The organism is Sphingobium aquiterrae, from assembly GCF_037154135.1.
In the GTDB taxonomy this organism is placed as follows: Bacteria; Pseudomonadota; Alphaproteobacteria; order Sphingomonadales; family Sphingomonadaceae; genus Sphingobium; species Sphingobium aquiterrae.
The window spans coordinates 190,051-207,705 of sequence record NZ_JBANFL010000009.1 but is presented as its reverse complement, the minus strand read 5'-3'; the positions used below and the strand labels follow the sequence as shown (position 1 = coordinate 207,705).

13 protein-coding genes are annotated in these 17,655 nt (G+C 66.2%); 5 read left to right on the top strand and 8 right to left on the bottom strand.

Annotated features, from left to right (window positions below):
* Positions 1-22: 22 nt before the first annotated feature.
* The 7 genes from WFP78_RS11965 to WFP78_RS11935 form a co-directional block, all read right to left on the bottom strand.
* Positions 23-2,377, bottom strand: a complete 2,355-nt coding sequence (locus tag WFP78_RS11965) for a TonB-dependent receptor (RefSeq protein WP_336962307.1) — start codon at positions 2,375-2,377, stop codon at positions 23-25.
* A gap of 103 nt (positions 2,378-2,480) precedes the next feature.
* Positions 2,481-2,750 carry a ribbon-helix-helix domain-containing protein gene (locus tag WFP78_RS11960; RefSeq protein ID WP_336962304.1) on the bottom strand — a complete coding sequence of 90 codons (270 nt, stop codon included), beginning with the start codon at positions 2,748-2,750 and terminating at the stop codon, positions 2,481-2,483.
* Between the two features lie 27 nt (positions 2,751-2,777).
* A complete protein-coding gene (gene phbB, locus WFP78_RS11955) occupies positions 2,778-3,500 on the bottom strand; it encodes an acetoacetyl-CoA reductase (RefSeq protein WP_336962301.1) in 723 nt (240 codons plus the stop codon).
* A gap of 26 nt (positions 3,501-3,526) precedes the next feature.
* A complete protein-coding gene (hemH, locus tag WFP78_RS11950; protein ID WP_336962298.1) occupies positions 3,527-4,534 on the bottom strand; it encodes a ferrochelatase in 1,008 nt (335 codons plus the stop codon).
* Positions 4,531-6,810 (bottom strand): xanthine dehydrogenase family protein molybdopterin-binding subunit, encoded by a 2,280-nt coding sequence (locus tag WFP78_RS11945; protein WP_336962295.1) that lies wholly within the window; start codon positions 6,808-6,810, stop codon positions 4,531-4,533. The genes hemH and WFP78_RS11945 overlap by 4 nt, the downstream gene beginning before the upstream one ends.
* 112 nt (positions 6,811-6,922) lie before the next feature.
* A complete protein-coding gene (locus tag WFP78_RS11940; RefSeq protein WP_336962293.1) occupies positions 6,923-7,360 on the bottom strand; it encodes a CoA-binding protein in 438 nt (145 codons plus the stop codon).
* Between the two features lie 224 nt (positions 7,361-7,584).
* Complete coding sequence (locus WFP78_RS11935; protein ID WP_336962378.1) at positions 7,585-8,352, bottom strand: Mrp/NBP35 family ATP-binding protein; 768 nt, start codon at positions 8,350-8,352, stop codon at positions 7,585-7,587.
* Between the two features lie 280 nt (positions 8,353-8,632).
* On the opposite strand from WFP78_RS11935, the gene hflK reads away from it, so the two are divergent.
* The 4 genes from hflK to WFP78_RS11915 all read left to right on the top strand — a co-directional run bounded on the left by hflK (position 8,633) and on the right by WFP78_RS11915 (position 14,082).
* Entirely contained in the window at positions 8,633-9,787 is a 1,155-nt protein-coding gene (gene hflK, locus WFP78_RS11930; protein ID WP_419722955.1) for an FtsH protease activity modulator HflK, read from the top strand.
* Complete coding sequence (hflC, locus tag WFP78_RS11925) at positions 9,787-10,632, top strand: protease modulator HflC (protein ID WP_336962291.1); 846 nt, start codon at positions 9,787-9,789, stop codon at positions 10,630-10,632. The genes hflK and hflC overlap by 1 nt, the downstream gene beginning before the upstream one ends.
* Before the next feature lie 127 nt (positions 10,633-10,759).
* A complete protein-coding gene (locus WFP78_RS11920) occupies positions 10,760-12,277 on the top strand; it encodes a Do family serine endopeptidase (RefSeq protein ID WP_336962288.1) in 1,518 nt (505 codons plus the stop codon).
* Between the two features lie 161 nt (positions 12,278-12,438).
* Complete coding sequence (locus tag WFP78_RS11915; protein WP_336962284.1) at positions 12,439-14,082, top strand: helicase HerA-like domain-containing protein; 1,644 nt, start codon at positions 12,439-12,441, stop codon at positions 14,080-14,082.
* A gap of 124 nt (positions 14,083-14,206) precedes the next feature.
* Here the strand turns inward: WFP78_RS11915 and WFP78_RS11910 are convergent, their stop codons facing one another.
* Positions 14,207-15,526: a PAS domain-containing sensor histidine kinase gene (locus WFP78_RS11910; protein ID WP_336962281.1), complete on the bottom strand. Its 1,320-nt coding sequence runs from the start codon at positions 15,524-15,526 to the stop codon at positions 14,207-14,209.
* Between the two features lie 112 nt (positions 15,527-15,638).
* On the opposite strand from WFP78_RS11910, the gene WFP78_RS11905 reads away from it, so the two are divergent.
* Positions 15,639-17,606 carry an OPT family oligopeptide transporter gene (locus WFP78_RS11905; RefSeq protein ID WP_336962373.1) on the top strand — a complete coding sequence of 656 codons (1,968 nt, stop codon included), beginning with the start codon at positions 15,639-15,641 and terminating at the stop codon, positions 17,604-17,606.
* Positions 17,607-17,655 lie beyond the last annotated feature (49 nt).

Here is a 17,655-nt window from a genome sequence, read left to right as displayed (position 1 = left end):
CGCCATCCGCCGGGGAGCTGTTTTAGAACTTGTAGCCGATGGTCAGCACCGCCGAGCGGCCCTCACCCGGGTTGGCCCAGCCATTGTTGCGGATGCTGGTATAATATTTCTTGTTCGTGAAGTTCTGCACATTGACCTGCGCCGACAGGTTTTCCGTGAACGGATAGGACAGGAAGGCGCGGTGGGTCAGGTAGCTGTCCGACTTGTAATAATCCGTGACCGTCGCCGTCAGCGCATTGTTCAGCCAGAAACTGCCCTGATAGCTCAGCCCATAGCCCAGCTGCAGGCCGAATGGCAGGGTGTAGGTCGTCCACAGGCTGCCCGAATGCTTGGGCGTGTTGGTCATCGGGTTGCCGGCCTGGGGATCGGACAGCGCGCAGGTATAGGTGGTGCCGCCAACGACGTCCGACTGGCCAGGATTGGCGAGGCAGTAATCGGTGATGCTCTGGAGCACCTTGGTCTTCAGATAGGTGTAGTTGGCGAAGATCGTCCAGTTCTTCGTGATATTGCCGGAGGCGCCCAGGGTGATGCCGTCCACCCGGTTGCGGCCGTCATTGACCGGCAGGCTGCCCACGAACGGATCGTTGGCGGTGACGCGGAAATTCTTGCGCTTGTTGTGGAAGAGCGCGGCGGTCAGCTGCAGCTTGCTGTCGAACAGGTCGACCTTGCCGCCGATTTCCATGTTGACGGCCTGCTCCGGATTGAGGCCGCATGGATCGACATTGAGGTTGTTCGCCGCCGCCAGACCGCAACCCGAGCGGACGGTCGTGCTGGTCGGATTCTTCGAATTGCCATAGGCGACATACAGGCTGGCATTTTCGACCGGCTTGTAGACGAGGCCGACGCGATAGGAGAAGAGATTGTCCTCGTTCTCCTGCATCGCCCCAACCGTATAGGCGCCGCCGGCCGCCGGCGTGGCGATCGTGTCCGAACGGAATTTCGCGCGGTTGTTCTCATAGCGGACGCCGCCATTCAGCTCGAAGCCCGCGCCCAGCTTGATCGCGGTGAAGGCATAGGCGGCAATGTTGCGCAGGTCGCCGGTCTGTGCGCTCGTCTGGATCTGGTTGACCGGGCCGGTGTAGACGCCGGGAGTGCCGATGGTGATGGGATCGAGCGTGGGGTTGGGCGTCGCACCGCCGGCATTGCGGAACACATTGCCGCTGGCGAGGTCATAATCTTCCTGCAGATAGGATGCGCCCAGCACCAGCACATGCCCGCCCGGAATGTGGAAGGTCAGGTCGACCTGATCGTAGAGCGCCTGATTTTCGGAGAAACGGTAATTGCCGCGCGGGCCACCGGGATAATAGGTGTTCGCCAGCTGCCCCGCCGCGCAGGCCGCGCCCGTCTGCGTGGTGCGATCCGCCAGGCAATAGGTGCCGCCCTGCGGCGGATCGACCACCAGGTCCTGCTCGACACGCTGCCAGCGCGCCAGGTTGCGCACGCTCACAAGATCGCTGAATTCATGCTCGAAGATGGCCGTCGCCTGGTCGACGGTCTGGTCCTGCCGATCGATATTCCTGTAGCCGAAATACCCGCTATAAGGGACGCCGGGCAGCGGGCCATCATACACGGCGTTCTTGTAATAGGGCACGCCATAGAGCGGCGTGTTGTTGTCTTCCTGATGGGTGTACATCAAGGTCAGCGAGGTCGGCCCGTCCACACCCAGCTTCACGGACGGCGCAACGCCCCAGCGCTTGTAATGATCGACGTCGCGGCGCGGCACGTCATTTTCATGATACATGGCGTTCAAGCGGACGGCGACGAAATCGGACAGCCGCACATTGCTGTCCACGGTGGCGCGATAATAATTGTCGGTGCCGATGCCGGCGGACAGCAGCGTCTCGTCATCGGCCTTCGGGCGCTTCGTGACGAGGTTGATGGTGCCGCCGACCGAACCCGATCCGCCATAGACCGAGTTGGCGCCGTTGATGACTTCGATCTGCTCGATATTGAACGGATCGGTGCGGCTGTACTGCGCGCTGTCGCGGACACCGTCGATGGTGATGTCGGTATTGGCGCTCTGCCCGCGCAGGTTGATGCTGTCGCCATAGCCGCCGCCGCCTTCGCCGGCGCCAAAGGTGATGCCCGGCACGGTCGAGAGGATGTCGCGCAGGGTCAGCAGGTTCTGCTTGCTGATCGTCTGGTTGCTGAGGACGGTGACGGTCTGCGGCGTGTCGAGCAGCGGCCGCACATATTTGGGCGATTCCACCTTCTCGACCTTGACCGCGCTCTCATCGACCGCGGTGTCGGTGACGGTCATGCCGCCGAGCCTGGGAGGAGCCTGGGCGGCGTCCTGCGCCATCGCCGCGCTGCTGAAGCTGCCGACACAGGACAGCGCAAGAAACGCCGGTGCGATGGCGCCATTTTTCGTGCTCATTAATCAAGCCCCCTTTGTGGATTTGAGGGCCTGTTATTGCGAGTAAGTCGCAGAGTCAACCACTGTTGCGAATGATTTTCATTTCAAATAGCAGCGGTTAGCGTCAGCCATCCCCGCGCGCCAGGGCGAACAGCCACAGGCGGATGGCGCTGGCAAGATTGGGGGGATCGGGCAGGGCGATGCGCGCCGCATCGATGCGCGCGACAAGCGCGTTCAGGGGCAGGTCGCGGGCATGCGCCGCCTCGCGCAGCGCATCCCAGAACAACGGTTCCAGACTGATCGACGTCTGGTGCCCCGCAATGGTCACGCTGCGCTTGACCGGGCCAGTACCAGGCAGAGGCGGGCCGGGCAGGGGCGGATCGGACGCGGTCATCCGCGCCCGCCCGCCCCTGCCGGCCGATCAATACATATGCTGGCCACCATTGATCGAGAGCGTGGCGCCGGTGACGAAGCCGGCCTCCTCGCTGACGAGGAAGGCAACGCCGCGCGCGATCTCCGGCGCATGGCCAAGCCGGCCCACCGGAATCTTGGCAACGATCTTTTCCAGCACGGCCGGCGGCACGGCGGCGACCATGTCGGTGTCGATATAGCCGGGCGCCAGCGCATTGACGGTGATGCCGTAGCGCGCGCCTTCCTGCGCCAGCGCCTTGGTGAAGCCGTGAATGCCGGATTTCGCCGCAGCATAGTTCACCTGTCCATATTGGCCGGACTGACCGTTGACCGAACCGATATTGACGATGCGGCCCCAGCCCCGGTCGCGCATGCCCTGGAAGGTCGCCTTGGCCATGTTGAAGCACCCGCCCAGGTTGACGCGCATCACTTCATTCCAGTCATCGAAGCTCATCCGCGCCAGCACGCCGTCGCGGGTGATGCCGGCATTGTTCACGACGATGTCGATGGGGCCGATATCCGCCTCGATCGCCGCGCACCCGTCAAGGCAGGCCTGATGGTCGCCGACATCCCATTTATACACGCCGATGCCGGTCTCGTCGGCAAAGCGCTTCGCCTTTTCATCGTTGCCCGCATAATTTGCTGCAACGCGATACCCGCCCGCCTGGAGAGCGAGGCTCACAGCCTCACCGATGCCCCGCGTTCCACCTGTGACGACAGCGACTTTGGCCATGGAAAAATCCTCTCTTATGCATCGAGTCAAACGGCCGTGTTGCACCATCCGGCAAGTTCCCGGCGCAGCAAAGCCGTATAGAGAGTGATAGCCTCAGCCTCCGCGTTAAGACAGGGTAGAAAGGCGAATTTTTCGCCCATTGCGGCCATAAATTCGTCTCGTCCGCGCATGGCGATCTCCTCCAGCGTCTCCAGGCAATCGGCGGAGAAGCCGGGCGTGAAAACAGCAACGGAACGGACATCTTTCCCGGGCAGTTCACGCAGCACCGAATCGGTTGCAGGCTCCAGCCACTTCTCCGTCCCGAAGCGCGATTGGAAGCTGGCCTGCACCGGACGACCCAGTGCCTGCGCCAGCAGATGCGTCGTCGCCATGCACTGGTCGTAATAGGGGTCGCCCTGTCTTCTGGTGCGCTGCGGCATGCCGTGGAAGCTGGCGATCAGCAGGTCGGGCGTGAAATCGAGCGCGGCGAGTTGCCGCTCCACCAGCACGGCGAGCGCGCCGATATAGGCGGGATCGTCATAATAGGGCGGCAGGATGCGCAGCGTCGGCTGCTCGCGCATCGTGGCCAGCGTGGCGAAGGCGGCATCATTGGCCGTAGCCGTCGTCGCCGCGCAATATTGCGGATAGAGCGGCGCGATCAGGATGCGGTCGCAACCGGCCGCCTGCAACGCCCTGATCCGCTCTCCCAGCGCGGGATTGCCATAGCGCATCGCCCAGTCGACGATGACATCGTCCCCCAATTTGCCGGCCAGCGCCCGCGCGGTGTCGCGCGTGTGGACGGCAAGCGGCGAACCGTCCGCCATCCACACCTCCTTATAGGCGCGGGCGGATTTGCGCGGGCGGACGTTGAGGATGATGCCGCGCAAAATCGGCTGCCAGAGGATGGGCGGGATTTCCACCACGCGCCGGTCGGAAAGGAACTCGCCAAGATAGCGCCTGACCGCGGCAGGCTCCGGCGCATCGGGCGTGCCGAGATTGACGATCAGCACGCCGATGCGCCGCGGGGCCGCGCCGGAAGCGGGGGCTGCGCTCATGCGGCGGGCACCAGCGGCAGGCTGCGAAAGCGATGGCCGGTGGTGGTGAACAGCGCATTGGCGATCGCCGGCGCGACCGGGGGCACCGCCACTTCCCCGACACCGCCGGCCGGCGCCTTGCTGCGAATGAGTTCCACCGTCACATCCCCTATGTCCGCAAGCCGGGGCAGGCCCATGCGCCCCAGGATCGCCCGCATGGGCAGGCCGCCATGATAATCCACCGTGCCGCCCATGGCCGAGGCAAGGCCGAAGATCAGGCCGCCCTCTATCTGCTGCCGGGCGATGTCGGGGTTCACCTGATCCCCGACATCCACCGCCGCGACGATCCGCTCCACCCGCAGCCGGCGCCCGCTGATCCCCGCCTGCACCATGACGGCGGCACAGGAGCCGTTCATCATGTGGCAGGCAAGGCCCTGGCCGCTGCCGCCGATCGCCCCCTGCCATCCGCCCATGGCCGTCACCGTGGCGAGGCAATGGGCAAGACGCGGCTGATCGCCCAGCATCTGCATACGGAAGGACAGGGGCTCTATGCCGGCGCGATAGGCCAGTTCGTCGATGAAGCTTTCGTTGAAGAAGGATGCATAATGATCGGCATTGCTGCGCCAGCGCCCGGTCGGCAGGGCGATGGCGGCGGGATAATGATCTATGGCGAGCGCCCCCATCTTGTAGGGCGGCATCATGCCCGACACGGCAAGGCGGCTGGCGCGTGCCCCAGCCCCCTGGGCGGCCTCATGCGGCATGGCGCCATCGGCAATCCGCGCCCATGTCTCCGCCAGCGCCGAAGGCGCGGCGACCTTTGCCAGCCAGCCGTCGATGGTGCCGTTGCGGTTGAGCTTTGCCGTCATCCGCGCATGGGCCGGCGCGCGCGGGCGGTCATGGATCACATCCTCCAGCCGCGACCACAGCAGTTGCACCGGCCGCCGCAGTTCCTGCGCGATGAGCGCGGCCTGCACGCCCGGCTCGAAATCCATCTTCCGGCCGAAGGAGCCGCCCGCCTGCAACGGATAGAGCATGACGGCGCTTTCGCGCATGCCCAGCGCATCGGCGATGGTGGCGCGGGCAAAGGCGGGGGCCTGTGTCGCCATCCAGATTTCCGCGCGGCCATCATGCACCCGCGCCGTCGCCGCCATCGGCTCCATCGCCAGATGCAGCGCGGGCGCGGCGCGATATGCGCTGCCGTACAGGGTCGCGCCCTCGAACACCGGGGCGAGCGATCCCACAGCGTAGAAGCGCTGGCCGCGCTTTTCCCCAAAGGCGGCCTCCAGCGCGTCATCGACGGCGCCCGTCGACAGCGGCGGCCCGGCCAGGGTGAAGACCGGATCGAGCCGGTCCAGCGCCTTGTTCGCCGCCCACCAGTTGGTCGCGGCGACCGCCACCCAGCGATCGCGCCTGACGATGCCGATCACGCCTGTGACCTTGCGCGCCGCCGCCTCGTCCACCGACTTCAGCGTGGCGTCGCCGATCGGGCCCTGCCGGATCGAGGCGAAGACCATGTCGGGCAGGCGGATGTCGGCGGCATAGTTGACCGATCCGTCGATCTTCGCAGGCAAGTCTATGCGCGGCAGATCCTGCCCGGCCAGGCGATTGTCGCCGCCCTGCCGCAAGGGGAGGATATCGGGCAGGTCGAACTTCGCCGCCTCTTCCGCCAGGTCGCCAAGGCGCAGGGTGCGCTGGCCGTCCGTCACCAGCCCGTCCTGAATGTCGCAGGCTTCCCAGGCGATGTCCCAGCGGGCGGCGGCGGCCTTGCACAGCAGGATGCGGGCGGCCGCGCCGGCATCGCGATAGGCATCATGGAACATGCGGACGGAGGTGGAGCCGCCGGTCAGCATCATCGCGCCGCGCTGCGCATATTCGCGCAGCGCCCAGTCGCCCGCGCCGCCGATCATCCGCGTCCAGTCGCTGTCCAGCCATTCGCCGGCAAGCAGGGTGTTGGCATAGAGCGGGCTGATCGGCGCGGGCTGCACGCCCACGGTGCGCCAGTCGGCGCCCAGCTCGTCGGCAAGGATCTGGGGCAGCAGGGTCGAAACGCCCTGGCCCATTTCCGTCTGCGGCACGATGACGACGACCTGGCCCGAACGGTCGATCTTCAGGAAGGCGCCCAGCGCCTGCTCGCCCGGCGCGACATTGAGATTGGGCCTGTAGCTGCGCGGCCAGAGCCCCCAGGCGACCAGCAGCCCCGCCGCCGCGCCACCGCCCACCAGCAATGTTCGCCGGGTCAGGGCCGGAGCGCCCCTGGAAGCCGCGGCCGTCTTATCCCTGTACCCTCTTACGCGCATGCCATGCTGATAGAGAGGAGCAGCGCGCGAGGGAAGGCGATTGATCCGATCCGCCTGCAATCCGATCAAAGTCCGCGGCGAGTGCGACCGGGACGGGCGCGATCCGCATGCCCTATTGCGGCGCGCCCACAGGAGCGAGGCCCAGGCAACGGATGTCGATGACGGGGCAGCGGTCCATCACCACCTTCAGCCCCGCCGCCTCGGCGCGGGCGGCCGCCGCTTCATTGACGACGCCCAACTGCATCCACACCGCCTTTGCGCCGGCGGCAATCGCCTGATCCACGGCCTCGCCCGCCGCCGCGCTATTGCGGAAGATGTCGACCATGTCGATCGGCACGCCGATGTCGTGCAGGCCGTTCCAGACGAATTCCCCATGCACATGCTCGCCCGCCAGCTGCGGATTGACCGGCAGCACGCGATAGCCATGCTCCTGCAGCTGCTTCATGACGCCATAGCTGGGGCGATCGGGCCGATCGGAAATGCCGACCAGCGCGATGGTGCGGGTTTCGCCCAGCAGGGTCGCGATCTCTTCGGGGGTGGTCAGCGGCATGGCCTGTTCTCCTGCGTCCATGGGACAAGGAAGAGATAGGGCTGCGGGGGCGCAGCGCAATGCCGGCAAAGGGTGGTGCGGACGTTCATTTTTCGTCATGCTGAACGTGTTTCAGCATCCATCGCGCCACACACGCCTTCGCGCAATTCGGAGAAATGGACCCTGAAACACGTTCAGGGTGACGATGACTAGACGTCCGCCTCTGGCCGCAAGCTGGCGAACCGTCAGCGCCCCGCCTCCAGCCATGCCGCCACCTTCTTCGCGATATCCATGAAGGCGCGCGCCTCCGGCATGTCGCCGGCCGCAGGCGGCGTGCCCGCGTCGGACGCCGTGCGGATGCCGATGGTGAGGGGCACGCGGCCGAGGAAGGGCATTTCCATCTGCGCGGCCGCCGCCTGCGCGCCGCCGCTGCCGAAGGGGTCGGAGACCTCGCCGCAATGCGGGCAGACATAGCCGGCCATGTTCTCGACCAGCCCGATCATCGGCACGCCCGCCTGATCGAACAGGCTGACGGCGCGGGTCGCGTCGATCAGCGCCAGGTCCTGCGGGGTGGAGACGATCACCGCGCCCGCCGGCTTGTGCTTCTGGATCATGGTGAGCTGCACATCGCCGGTGCCGGGCGGCAGGTCGACGATCAGCGTGTCGACATCGCCCCAATGCGCGTCGATCAGCTGGCCCAGCGCATTGCCCGCCATCGGCCCGCGCCAGGCGATCGCCTGCCCCGGCTGCACCAGATGCCCCATGGAGAGCATCGGCACGCCCCACTGGCTCATCACCGGGATCATCTTGCTGTCCTGCGCCTGCGGGCGCACGCCTTCATTGCCCATCAGTCGCGGCTGCGACGGGCCGTAGATGTCGGCATCCACCAGCCCGACCTTGTGGCCAAGGCGCTTCAATGCAACGGCGAGATTGGCCGACAGGGTAGACTTGCCGACGCCGCCCTTGCCGGAGCCCACGGCGATGATGCGGATCGTCCGTCGCTCGCTGGTCATCGCGACGCGAATCTCGCCGATCCCCGGTTCGCCGCGCAGGCCGCCCTTGATCCCCGCCTCCATCGCCGCGCGCTCGTCGGGCGAAAGGCCGGTCACGTCGAGGACGATGCTGAGGATGCCGTCTTTCAGGCGCGGAGCGCTGGCGCGGCCCTGCGACAGGGTGGAAAGGCGCTCCGTCAGCGCATCGAGAGGGGGCTGGGGCTCGGTCATGGCGGGCGCATAGTGGAATATCGTGGCAAAGGCACTGTTTTTCCCGGCGGCGGCTTCCTATAGAGACCGGATGAAAGAATTTTTTGGGTGGATGCCGCGGATCGTGTCGGCCATGAGCCAGGGCCCGTGGGGCAACAAGGGCGGCAGTGACGGAGACGGCGGCGAAGGTGGCGGCACGGGCGGCGGCTCTGGCAGCGGCTCCGGCGACGGCGGCTCCAATGGCCCGCGCAATCCGTGGACGCAGCCGCGCGGCGGCCGCCCCGGCGACAAGCGCAATCCTTCCGCCATCGAAGAACTGCTGCGGCGTGGCCGTGCGGGCCTGGGCGGCGGCGGGTTCAACCTGCCACAGCGGCCCGACGGCAAGCCGCTGTGGCCGCTCGCCATCGGCGTGCTGCTCGTCATCTGGCTGGCGCTGACCTGCGTCCACCGGGTCGGCCCGCAGGAACGCGGCGTGGTGCTGATGCTGGGCAAATACAGCCGCACGCTCAGCCCCGGCATCGGGCTCACCCTGCCCTCTCCGCTGGAAAGCATGGAGACGGTGGATGTCGAGGAAATTCGCACCATCGACATCGGCTCTGCGGGCGAAGGCGCCGAGAACCTGATGCTGACGGGTGACCAGAACATCATCGACCTTGCCTATTCGGTGCGCTGGAACATCCGCAATCCCGAACAGTATAAGTTCCAGCTGGTCGATCCGGACGCCACCATCCGCGAGGTCGCCGAATCGGCGATGCGCGCCGTGATCGCCAGCGTCTCGCTGGACGATGCGCTGGGCGCGGGCCGCACCGGCATCGAGCAGCAGGTCGAGCAGCGGATGCAGGAAATCCTGGACGGCTATCGCGCCGGCGTGCGCGTGCAGGGCGTCGCCATCAAGCAGGCGGACCCGCCATCGGCGGTGAACGACGCGTTCAAGGACGTGTCCGCCGCGCAGCAGACGGCGCAGACCTACCTCAACGAAGCGCGCGCCTATGCCCAGCAGCAGACCGCCCGCGCGCAGGGCGAGGCCGCCGCGTTCGACAAGACCTATGAGCAATATCGCCTGGCGCCGGACGTGACGCGGCGACGCATGTATTATGAGACGATGGAGGAAATCCTGCCCGGCATCGACAAGACGATCGTGGAGACGGGCAATGTGACGCCCTATCTGCCGCTGCCGGAAATGAAGCGCCGTGCGACACCGGCGCCGGTGGAAACGCCGACGAACTCCGTGGAGGCCGTCCGCTGATGCCGCCCCTCATGCGCAATCCCGTCGCGCTGGCGCTGATCGCCATCGCCTTCATCATCCTGGTGGGCAGTACCATTTCCATCGTGCCGGAAACCCGGCAGGCGGTGATCGTGCGCTTCGGCGAGCCGGTGAAGGTGGTGAACCGCTACCGCCCCGGCGAACAGTTCGGCGCGACCGGCGCGGGCATCATCGCGCGCATCCCCTTTGCCGACCAGATCGTCTGGATCGACAAGCGCGTGCTCTCTGTCGAGATGGAGCGCCAGCAGGTGCTCTCGACCGACCAGCTGCGGCTGCAGGTCGATGCCTTTGCGCGCTATCGCATCGTCGATCCGCTGCGCATGTATATCTCGGCGGGCAATGAGGAACGCGTGTCGGATGCGCTGCGCCCGATCCTGGGCTCGGCGCTGCGCAACGAACTGGGCAAGCGGCCCTTCGCCGCGCTGCTCAGCCCCGAGCGGGGCCAGGTGATGGACAATATCGAGGCCGGGCTCAACCGCGTCGCCCGCCAATATGGCGCGCAGATCATCGACGTGCGGATCAAGCGCGCCGACCTGCCCGACGGCGCGCCGCTGCAGAGCGCGTTCCAGCGGATGCGCACCGCGCGCGAGCAGGAGGCGAACACCATCCGCGCGCAGGGCGCCAAGCAGGCGCAGATCATCCGCGCCGAAGCCGATGCGGGCGCGGCCAAGGTCTATGCCGAAAGCTTTGGCAAGGACCCCCAATTCTATGATTTCTACCGGGCGATGCAGGCCTATCGCCGGACGTTCAATCCGCAGAACACAGGTCAGACCAATGTCATCCTGTCGCCGGACAACGACTTCCTGCGCGAATTCCGCGGCCGGTGATGTGAAAATGCGGCTTTTCCGATATGCGGGAATGGCGGCCATTCAATATGGGTTAAGGGAAGACGGGGCATCGCTTGTCTTCCCCCGTCCCTTTCCATGGTCTTAGAGACTGAGAGGATCTTCCAGAGTGCGTTACGCTTATGCCCTTACCGCGGCCCTGCTGCTCGGCGGCACGGCCATCGCCGTTACGTCCAACCAGCCGCTCGGCGCACAGACGGCCCAGAATGAAGGCATGCAGGCGGCGGCCCCGCGCGGCGCGCCCGCCAGCCTTGCCGACATGGTCGAAAAGCTGCAGCCAGCCGTCGTCAATATTTCCACCCGCCAGCGCGTGAAGGTGCAGAACCCCTTTGCCAACACGCCCTTTGGCGACCTGTTCGGCGCACCGGGCGGTGGCGGCCAGCCGCAGACCCGCCAGGCGCAGTCGCTCGGGTCCGGCTTCATCATCTCGGCTGACGGCTATATCGTCACCAACAACCATGTGGTGTCGGCCGGCGCGCAGGGCGCGACGGTGGACAGTATCACCGTGACGCTGACCAATGGCGAGGAATTTCCGGCCAAGCTGGTCGGCGCCGATCCGGCCAGCGACCTTGCGGTGCTGAAGGTCGAATCGTCCAAGCCGCTGCCCTTCGTGAAGTTCGGCGACAGCACCCATGCCCGCGTGGGCGACTGGGTGGTGGCGATCGGCAATCCCTTCGCGCTCAGCGGCACGGTGACGGCGGGCATCATCTCGGCCGTGCATCGGAACACCGGCCTGGGTGCCGGCGACCGCTTCATCCAGACCGACGCGTCGATCAACCAGGGCAACTCCGGTGGCCCGATGTTCGACATGAACGGCAATGTGATCGGCATCAACTCGCAGATCCTGTCGCCCTCGGGCGGCAATGTCGGCATCGGCTTCGCCATTCCCGCCGAACAGGCGATCCCGGTGATCGAAACGCTGCGCAAGGGCCAGGCGGTCAAGCGCGGCTATCTGGGCGTGCAGATCAGCGCGCTGTCGGAGGACATCGCCGACTCGCTGGGCCTCGCCAAGAATCGCGGCGAGTTCGTGCAGGGTGTCGAGCCCGCCCAGGGCGCGGAAAAGGCCGGCATCAAGGCCGGCGATGTCATCGTGAAGGTGAACGATCGCGAAGTGACGCCGGACGAAAGCCTGTCCTTCATCGTCGCGGGCCTGCCGATCGGCGGGAAGGTGCCGATCGAACTGATCCGTGGCGGCAAGCGCATGACGGTGACGGCCACGGTCGGCGAACGCCCGGCCGAGGACAAGCTGGCCAGCTTCAACCAGCCTTCGGACGATGATTTCTCCAACCAGGACGATCAGGGCACCGGCAGCCAGGCGGCCAGCCAGCAGTCGCTGGGCCTTGCGGTGCTGCCGATGACGGCATCCATCGCGCGCCAGCTGGGCGTCGCGCCGGAAACGCGCGGCGTGGTCATCAACTCCATCGACCAGTCGACGGACGCAGCCGCCAAGGGCCTGCGCCGGGGCGACATCATCCTGACGGCCAATAATCAGCCGACGCTGAGCGAGGCGGACCTCAACAATGCGGTGAAGGCCGCGACCGGCGCGGGCCGCAATGCCGTGCTGCTGCAGGTTCTGCGTCGCGGCCAGCCGGCCGCCTTCGTCGCGATCCGGGTGCGTGACAAGTAATCGCCGGCCCTGCCGATGATGCAAAGAATGCCGACGACGAAAAGATGAATGAGGCCCGCGCCGTCCATCGTGATGGCGCGGGCCTTTTCCTTGGCCGATGGCAAGGATAGACAGGGCAGATCGAAACCGGGTTTCGCCCGGCTGTGAGCGGGAGCATGTGGATGAGCGGTGAAGGCATTTTCCTGGGCCTTGGCGAAACCGGCGGGGGCGAAACCGGCGGGGCGGGCACGCCGCAATATCTGAACCTGAAGCGCGCCAACCGCCATGGCCTGGTCGCAGGCGCGACCGGCACCGGCAAAACGGTGACGCTGCAGGGCATTGCCGAGGGGTTTTCGGCCGTCGGCGTGCCGGTATTCGTGGCGGACGTGAAGGGCGACCTTTCGGGCATCGCCATGGCGGGATCGCCGACGTTCAAAAATGCCGACAAGCTGGTGGCGCGGGCGCAGGAAATCGGCCTGACCGACTATAGCTATGCCGATAATCCGGCGGTGTTCTGGGATCTTTACGGGCAGCAGGGCCATCCGATCCGCACGACCGTCAGCGAAATGGGGCCGTTGCTGCTCGCACGGCTGATGGACCTCAACGAAACGCAGGAGGGCGTGCTCAACATCGCCTTCCGCTATGCCGACGAGGAAGGGCTGCTGCTGCTCGACCTGGGCGATCTGCAGGCGATGCTCGCTTATTGCGCCGAAAATGCCGACATGCTGAGCGCCCGCTACGGCAATGTGACCAAGGCCAGCGTCGGCACCATCCAGCGGCAGTTGCTGCAGCTCGACAGCCAGGGCGGCGCGGCCTTCTTCGGCGAGCCCGCGCTCGACATCAACGACTTCATCCGGACCGATGAAAAGGGCCGGGGCTATGTGAACATCCTGGCCGCCGACAAGCTGATGCAGAGCCCCAAGCTCTACGCCACCTTCCTGCTGTGGCTGCTGGCCGAACTGTTCGAGACGCTGCCGGAAGTCGGCGACCCGGAAAAGCCCAAGCTGGTCTTCTTCTTCGACGAGGCGCACCTGCTGTTCGACGACGCGCCCAAGGCGCTGCACGACAAGATCGAGCAGGTCGTGCGCCTGATCCGCTCGAAGGGCGTGGGCGTCTATTTCATCACCCAGAACCCCATCGACATTCCGGAGGATATCGCCGGCCAGCTCGGCAACCGGGTGCAGCACGCCCTGCGCGCCTTCACGCCCCGCGACCAGAAGGCGATCAAGGCGGCGGCCGAGACCTTCCGCGTCAACCCCGACCTGAATGTCGAGACCGCGATCACCGAACTCAAGACCGGCGAGGCGCTGGTCTCCGTGCTGCAGGAGGATGGATCGCCCAGCATCGTGCAGCGCACGCTGATCGTGCCGCCGCGCTCGCGGCTGGGGCCGGTGGATGCGAAGGAACGGGCGATCATCCAGTCCATCTCTCCGGTCGCGGGCAAGTACGACACCGCCATCGACCGCGAATCCGCCGAGGAGATTTTGGCCGCGCGCGGCCAGGCCGCCGCCGCTGCCGCGCAGGCGCAAAAGGCACAGGCCGAAGCCGACAAGGCCGCCGCCGTGCAGGCCAAGGTCGAGGCGAAACAGCGCGAGGCGGAGCTGAAGGAACAGGCCCGCCGCCAGGCCGCCGAAGCCCGCGAGGCGGAAAAGCCGAGCGCGATCGACAAGGCGATCCAGTCCGCCACCCGCGCCGCCGGATCGTCGGTCGGCCGTCAGGTCGCCAATGAACTGGGCCGCGCCGTCTTCGGCGGATCGAGCCGCAAATCGTCGGGCGGCATCGCGGGCCAGCTGGTGCGGGGGATATTGGGCAGCCTGTTCAAATAGGCCCGGCGCCGCATCGCTGGAGATGCCGTGATGCAGGGCGCGTACCCCCGGCCATCCGCTGGCCGGGGCGAAGATCGGATCACAGCCTATCGGCTCACGGCATATCCGATCACGGCATATCCGATCACAGGGGCAGGCCGGGTTCCTCATCCCAGAAATCCGGCGCGCGGCGGATAGACGACAGACCGCCGTCGCGCTCGGCATCCCGGTCGACGCCGCCGGCCAGCGTGAAATTGATCCTGGTTCCGCCACGATAATTGGGGTCGACCCAGATCACCCCGCCATGGGCATCGACAATATTCTTGCACAGGCCAAGGCCCACCCCCAGCCCCCGTTCCCTGCGATCGCCCTGCTCGAACAGCTGGAAGATGCGGGCGCCATCCAGCGATCCCATGCCGATGCCATTGTCCGCCACGGAAATGACCATATGCGCGCCCATGAGGATATGGGTGACGCGGATCACCGGATCGTCCATCGAACGGTATTTCAGGCTGTTCTCGATCAGGTTCTGCAGCAGCGTTTCGGCAAGGAGCGGTTCGCATTCGATCCGTGGTAGGCGATCGAAGACGATCCGCGCCGAGGACGCGGCCAGTTGCGCCTTCAACGACGCTTCGACACGGATGACGACATCCCCCAGGCTGACGAACTGGCGGTGCAGGTCCTGCGTCAGAATGGCCTTTTGCAGGATCAGGACGGACGATATCTTCCGCGTCGCGCTTTCGATGACGCCGCCGATCTCGTCGATCGACGCCCGGACATGGTCCTGCTCGCGGATGCCGGGCCTCAGCTGCAGCATCTGGAGCATCAGGCTGGCCGTTCCCAGCGGCGACGCGAGGTCATGGGCGGTCAGGGCGGCAAATTTTTCCAATGTCTGATTGCTCTGCGCCACCCGCTCATTCTGTTCCTTCAGGTCGGAAATATCCGTCCCGATGCACAGCAGCCGGATATTGCCCTCAGCGTCGACAAAGCGGCTTTTCTTCAGCGCCAGCGTGAAGCGACGACCGCGATGATCGGCGAAATCCACGATCCCCTGGCTGGAGCCCTGATCCAGCGCCTCGCGATCCTGCGCCTCGCACCGGGCCGCGTCTTCTTCGGTAAAGATGTCGCATCCGCTTCCGCCAACCACGCTCCCGCGCATTTCGGGGGCATAAAGGTCCAGCATCGCGCGATTCGCATAGAGGATGTCGAGGGTCTCATCCTTGATGCAAACAAGATTCCCACTGCTTTCCAACGCTGTCGTCAGCAAGGAAGCATATGGATTTGCGGTCGATGCCGTCACGAAAAGCCCCTCCCCCGCGATGCCCGGCAAACAATGCTGCACCTGCGAAAAAAATCCCGAATGCCGCGCCGGAACGCCTCTCACGCACGACGAAATGCGCTTGTGGTCCTTATCGACACAGCCACGGAAAAGGGCTTCGGGGCGGTCCACCGCGGCAATTGCCATGCAGCGGCCAAGGGGCTTTCCGAATGATGCGGAGTCTGGCAACAAGATGTCTCGAACGAATATTCAGGAAAGCAAAGCGGACATGGCATCATCCTCTGGCAACCCAGCGACCATGCCCGCGACCATGGCGGTGAGCATGCCGGTCCGCGAGCTGACGATCCGTTCGGTCATCCTAGGCGCGCTCATCACGCTGCTGTTCACGGCCGCCAATGTCTATCTGGGGCTGAAGATCGGGCTCACCTTCGCCACCTCCATTCCCGCCGCGGTCATCTCCATGGCGGTGCTGCGCGCCTTTTCCGGCGGCACGATCCTGGAAAACAACATCGTCCAGACCATCGCCTCGGCGGCGGGCACGTTATCGGCCATCATCTTCGTGCTGCCGGGCCTCATCATCGTGGGCTGGTGGAGCGGCTTTCCCTATTGGACCAGCGTCGCGGTCTGCGCGCTGGGCGGCATATTGGGCGTCATGTATTCGGTGCCGCTGCGCCGCGCGCTGGTGACGGGCAGCGACCTGCCCTATCCCGAAGGCGTCGCCGCCGCCGAGGTGCTGAAAGTCGGCGCGGGGTCGGCCGAGGGCGCGGAAGAGAATAGCCGCGGACTTGCCGCCATCGTCCAGAGCACGGTCGCCTCCGCGCTTTTCGCCATCATCGCCAAGACGCGCCTGATCGCCGAGGAAGCGGCGACCTTCTTCCGCTTCGGCGGCGGCGCGAGCAGCGTGTCGACCAGCTTTTCCATGGCACTGATCGGGGTCGGCCATCTGGTGGGCCTGTCCGTCGGCGCGGCGATGTTCGTCGGGCTGCTGATCAGCTGGGTCGGCATTGTCCCCTGGCTCACCAGCCCGCTGCCGTCCGGCACCGAACTCGCCGATCTGGTCGGCACGACCTTCCGCATGAAGGCACGGTTCATCGGCGCGGGCACCATCGGCGTCGCCGCGATCTGGACGCTGCTCAAGATCCTGGGGCCGATCGTCGCCGGCATCCGCAGCGCCATGGCGGCGGCAAAGGTCCGCAAATCCGGCCATGGCGGCCTGCTCGAACTGACCGAGCGTGACCTGCCGATCGGCATTGTCGGCGGCGTCATCCTCGCCTCGCTGCTGCCCATCGGCATCCTGCTGTGGTCGTTCGCGCAGGGTGGGCCGATTGCCGATCATGCCGGCATCGTGATCGCCGGCACGCTGGTCTACATCCTGGTCGCGGGCATCGTGATCGCATCGGTCTGCGGCTATATGGCGGGCCTGATCGGGGCGTCGAACAGCCCCATTTCGGGCGTCGGCATCCTGGCCGTGCTGGGCGCCTCGCTGCTGCTCGCCGCCATTTACGGATCGGGCGCGGACCCGGCGCAGGCGCGGGCGCTGGTCGCCTATGCGCTGTTCACCACCGCCATCGTCTTTGGCGTCGCCACCATCTCCAACGACAATCTGCAGGATCTGAAGACCGGCCAGCTGGTGGGCGCGACGCCGTGGAAGCAGCAGATCGCGCTGGTGCTGGGCGTCATCTTCGGATCGCTGGTGATCCCGCCGGTGCTCGACCTGCTCAACAGCGCCTTCGGCTTTGCGGGCGCTGCGGGCGCGGGCGCCAATGCCCTGCCCGCCCCGCAGGCAGCGCTGATCTCGGCGCTGGCCAAGGGCGTGCTGGGCGGCGACCTCGACTGGGGGCTGATCGGCATCGGCGCGGCCATCGGCGTGGCCGTCGTCGCGGTGGACGAGCTGTTGGGCAAGACCGGCAGGATGCGCCTGCCCCCGCTCGCCGTGGGCATGGGCATCTACCTGCCGATGGCGCTGACCCTGCTGATCCCGGTCGGCGCCGTCATCGGCCATGTCTACAATCGCTGGGCGATGCGGCAGGACAATCCGGAATTCGCCGAACGCATGGGCGTGCTGATGGCGACCGGCTTCATCGTGGGCGAAAGCCTGTTCGGCGTCGCCTTTGCCGGCATCGTCGCGGCGACGGACAGCGACGCGCCGCTCGCGATCGTGGCGGAGAATACCTGGGCCGTGCCGCTGGCGGTGATCCTGTTCGCGGCCGTCATCGGCGGCCTTTATGCGCGGCTGCGGCGGATGTCGGCCACGCCGCTCATCTGAGCAGCACGCACAAGAGGGGGGGCGATGCCGCTATGGCACGCCCCCCTTC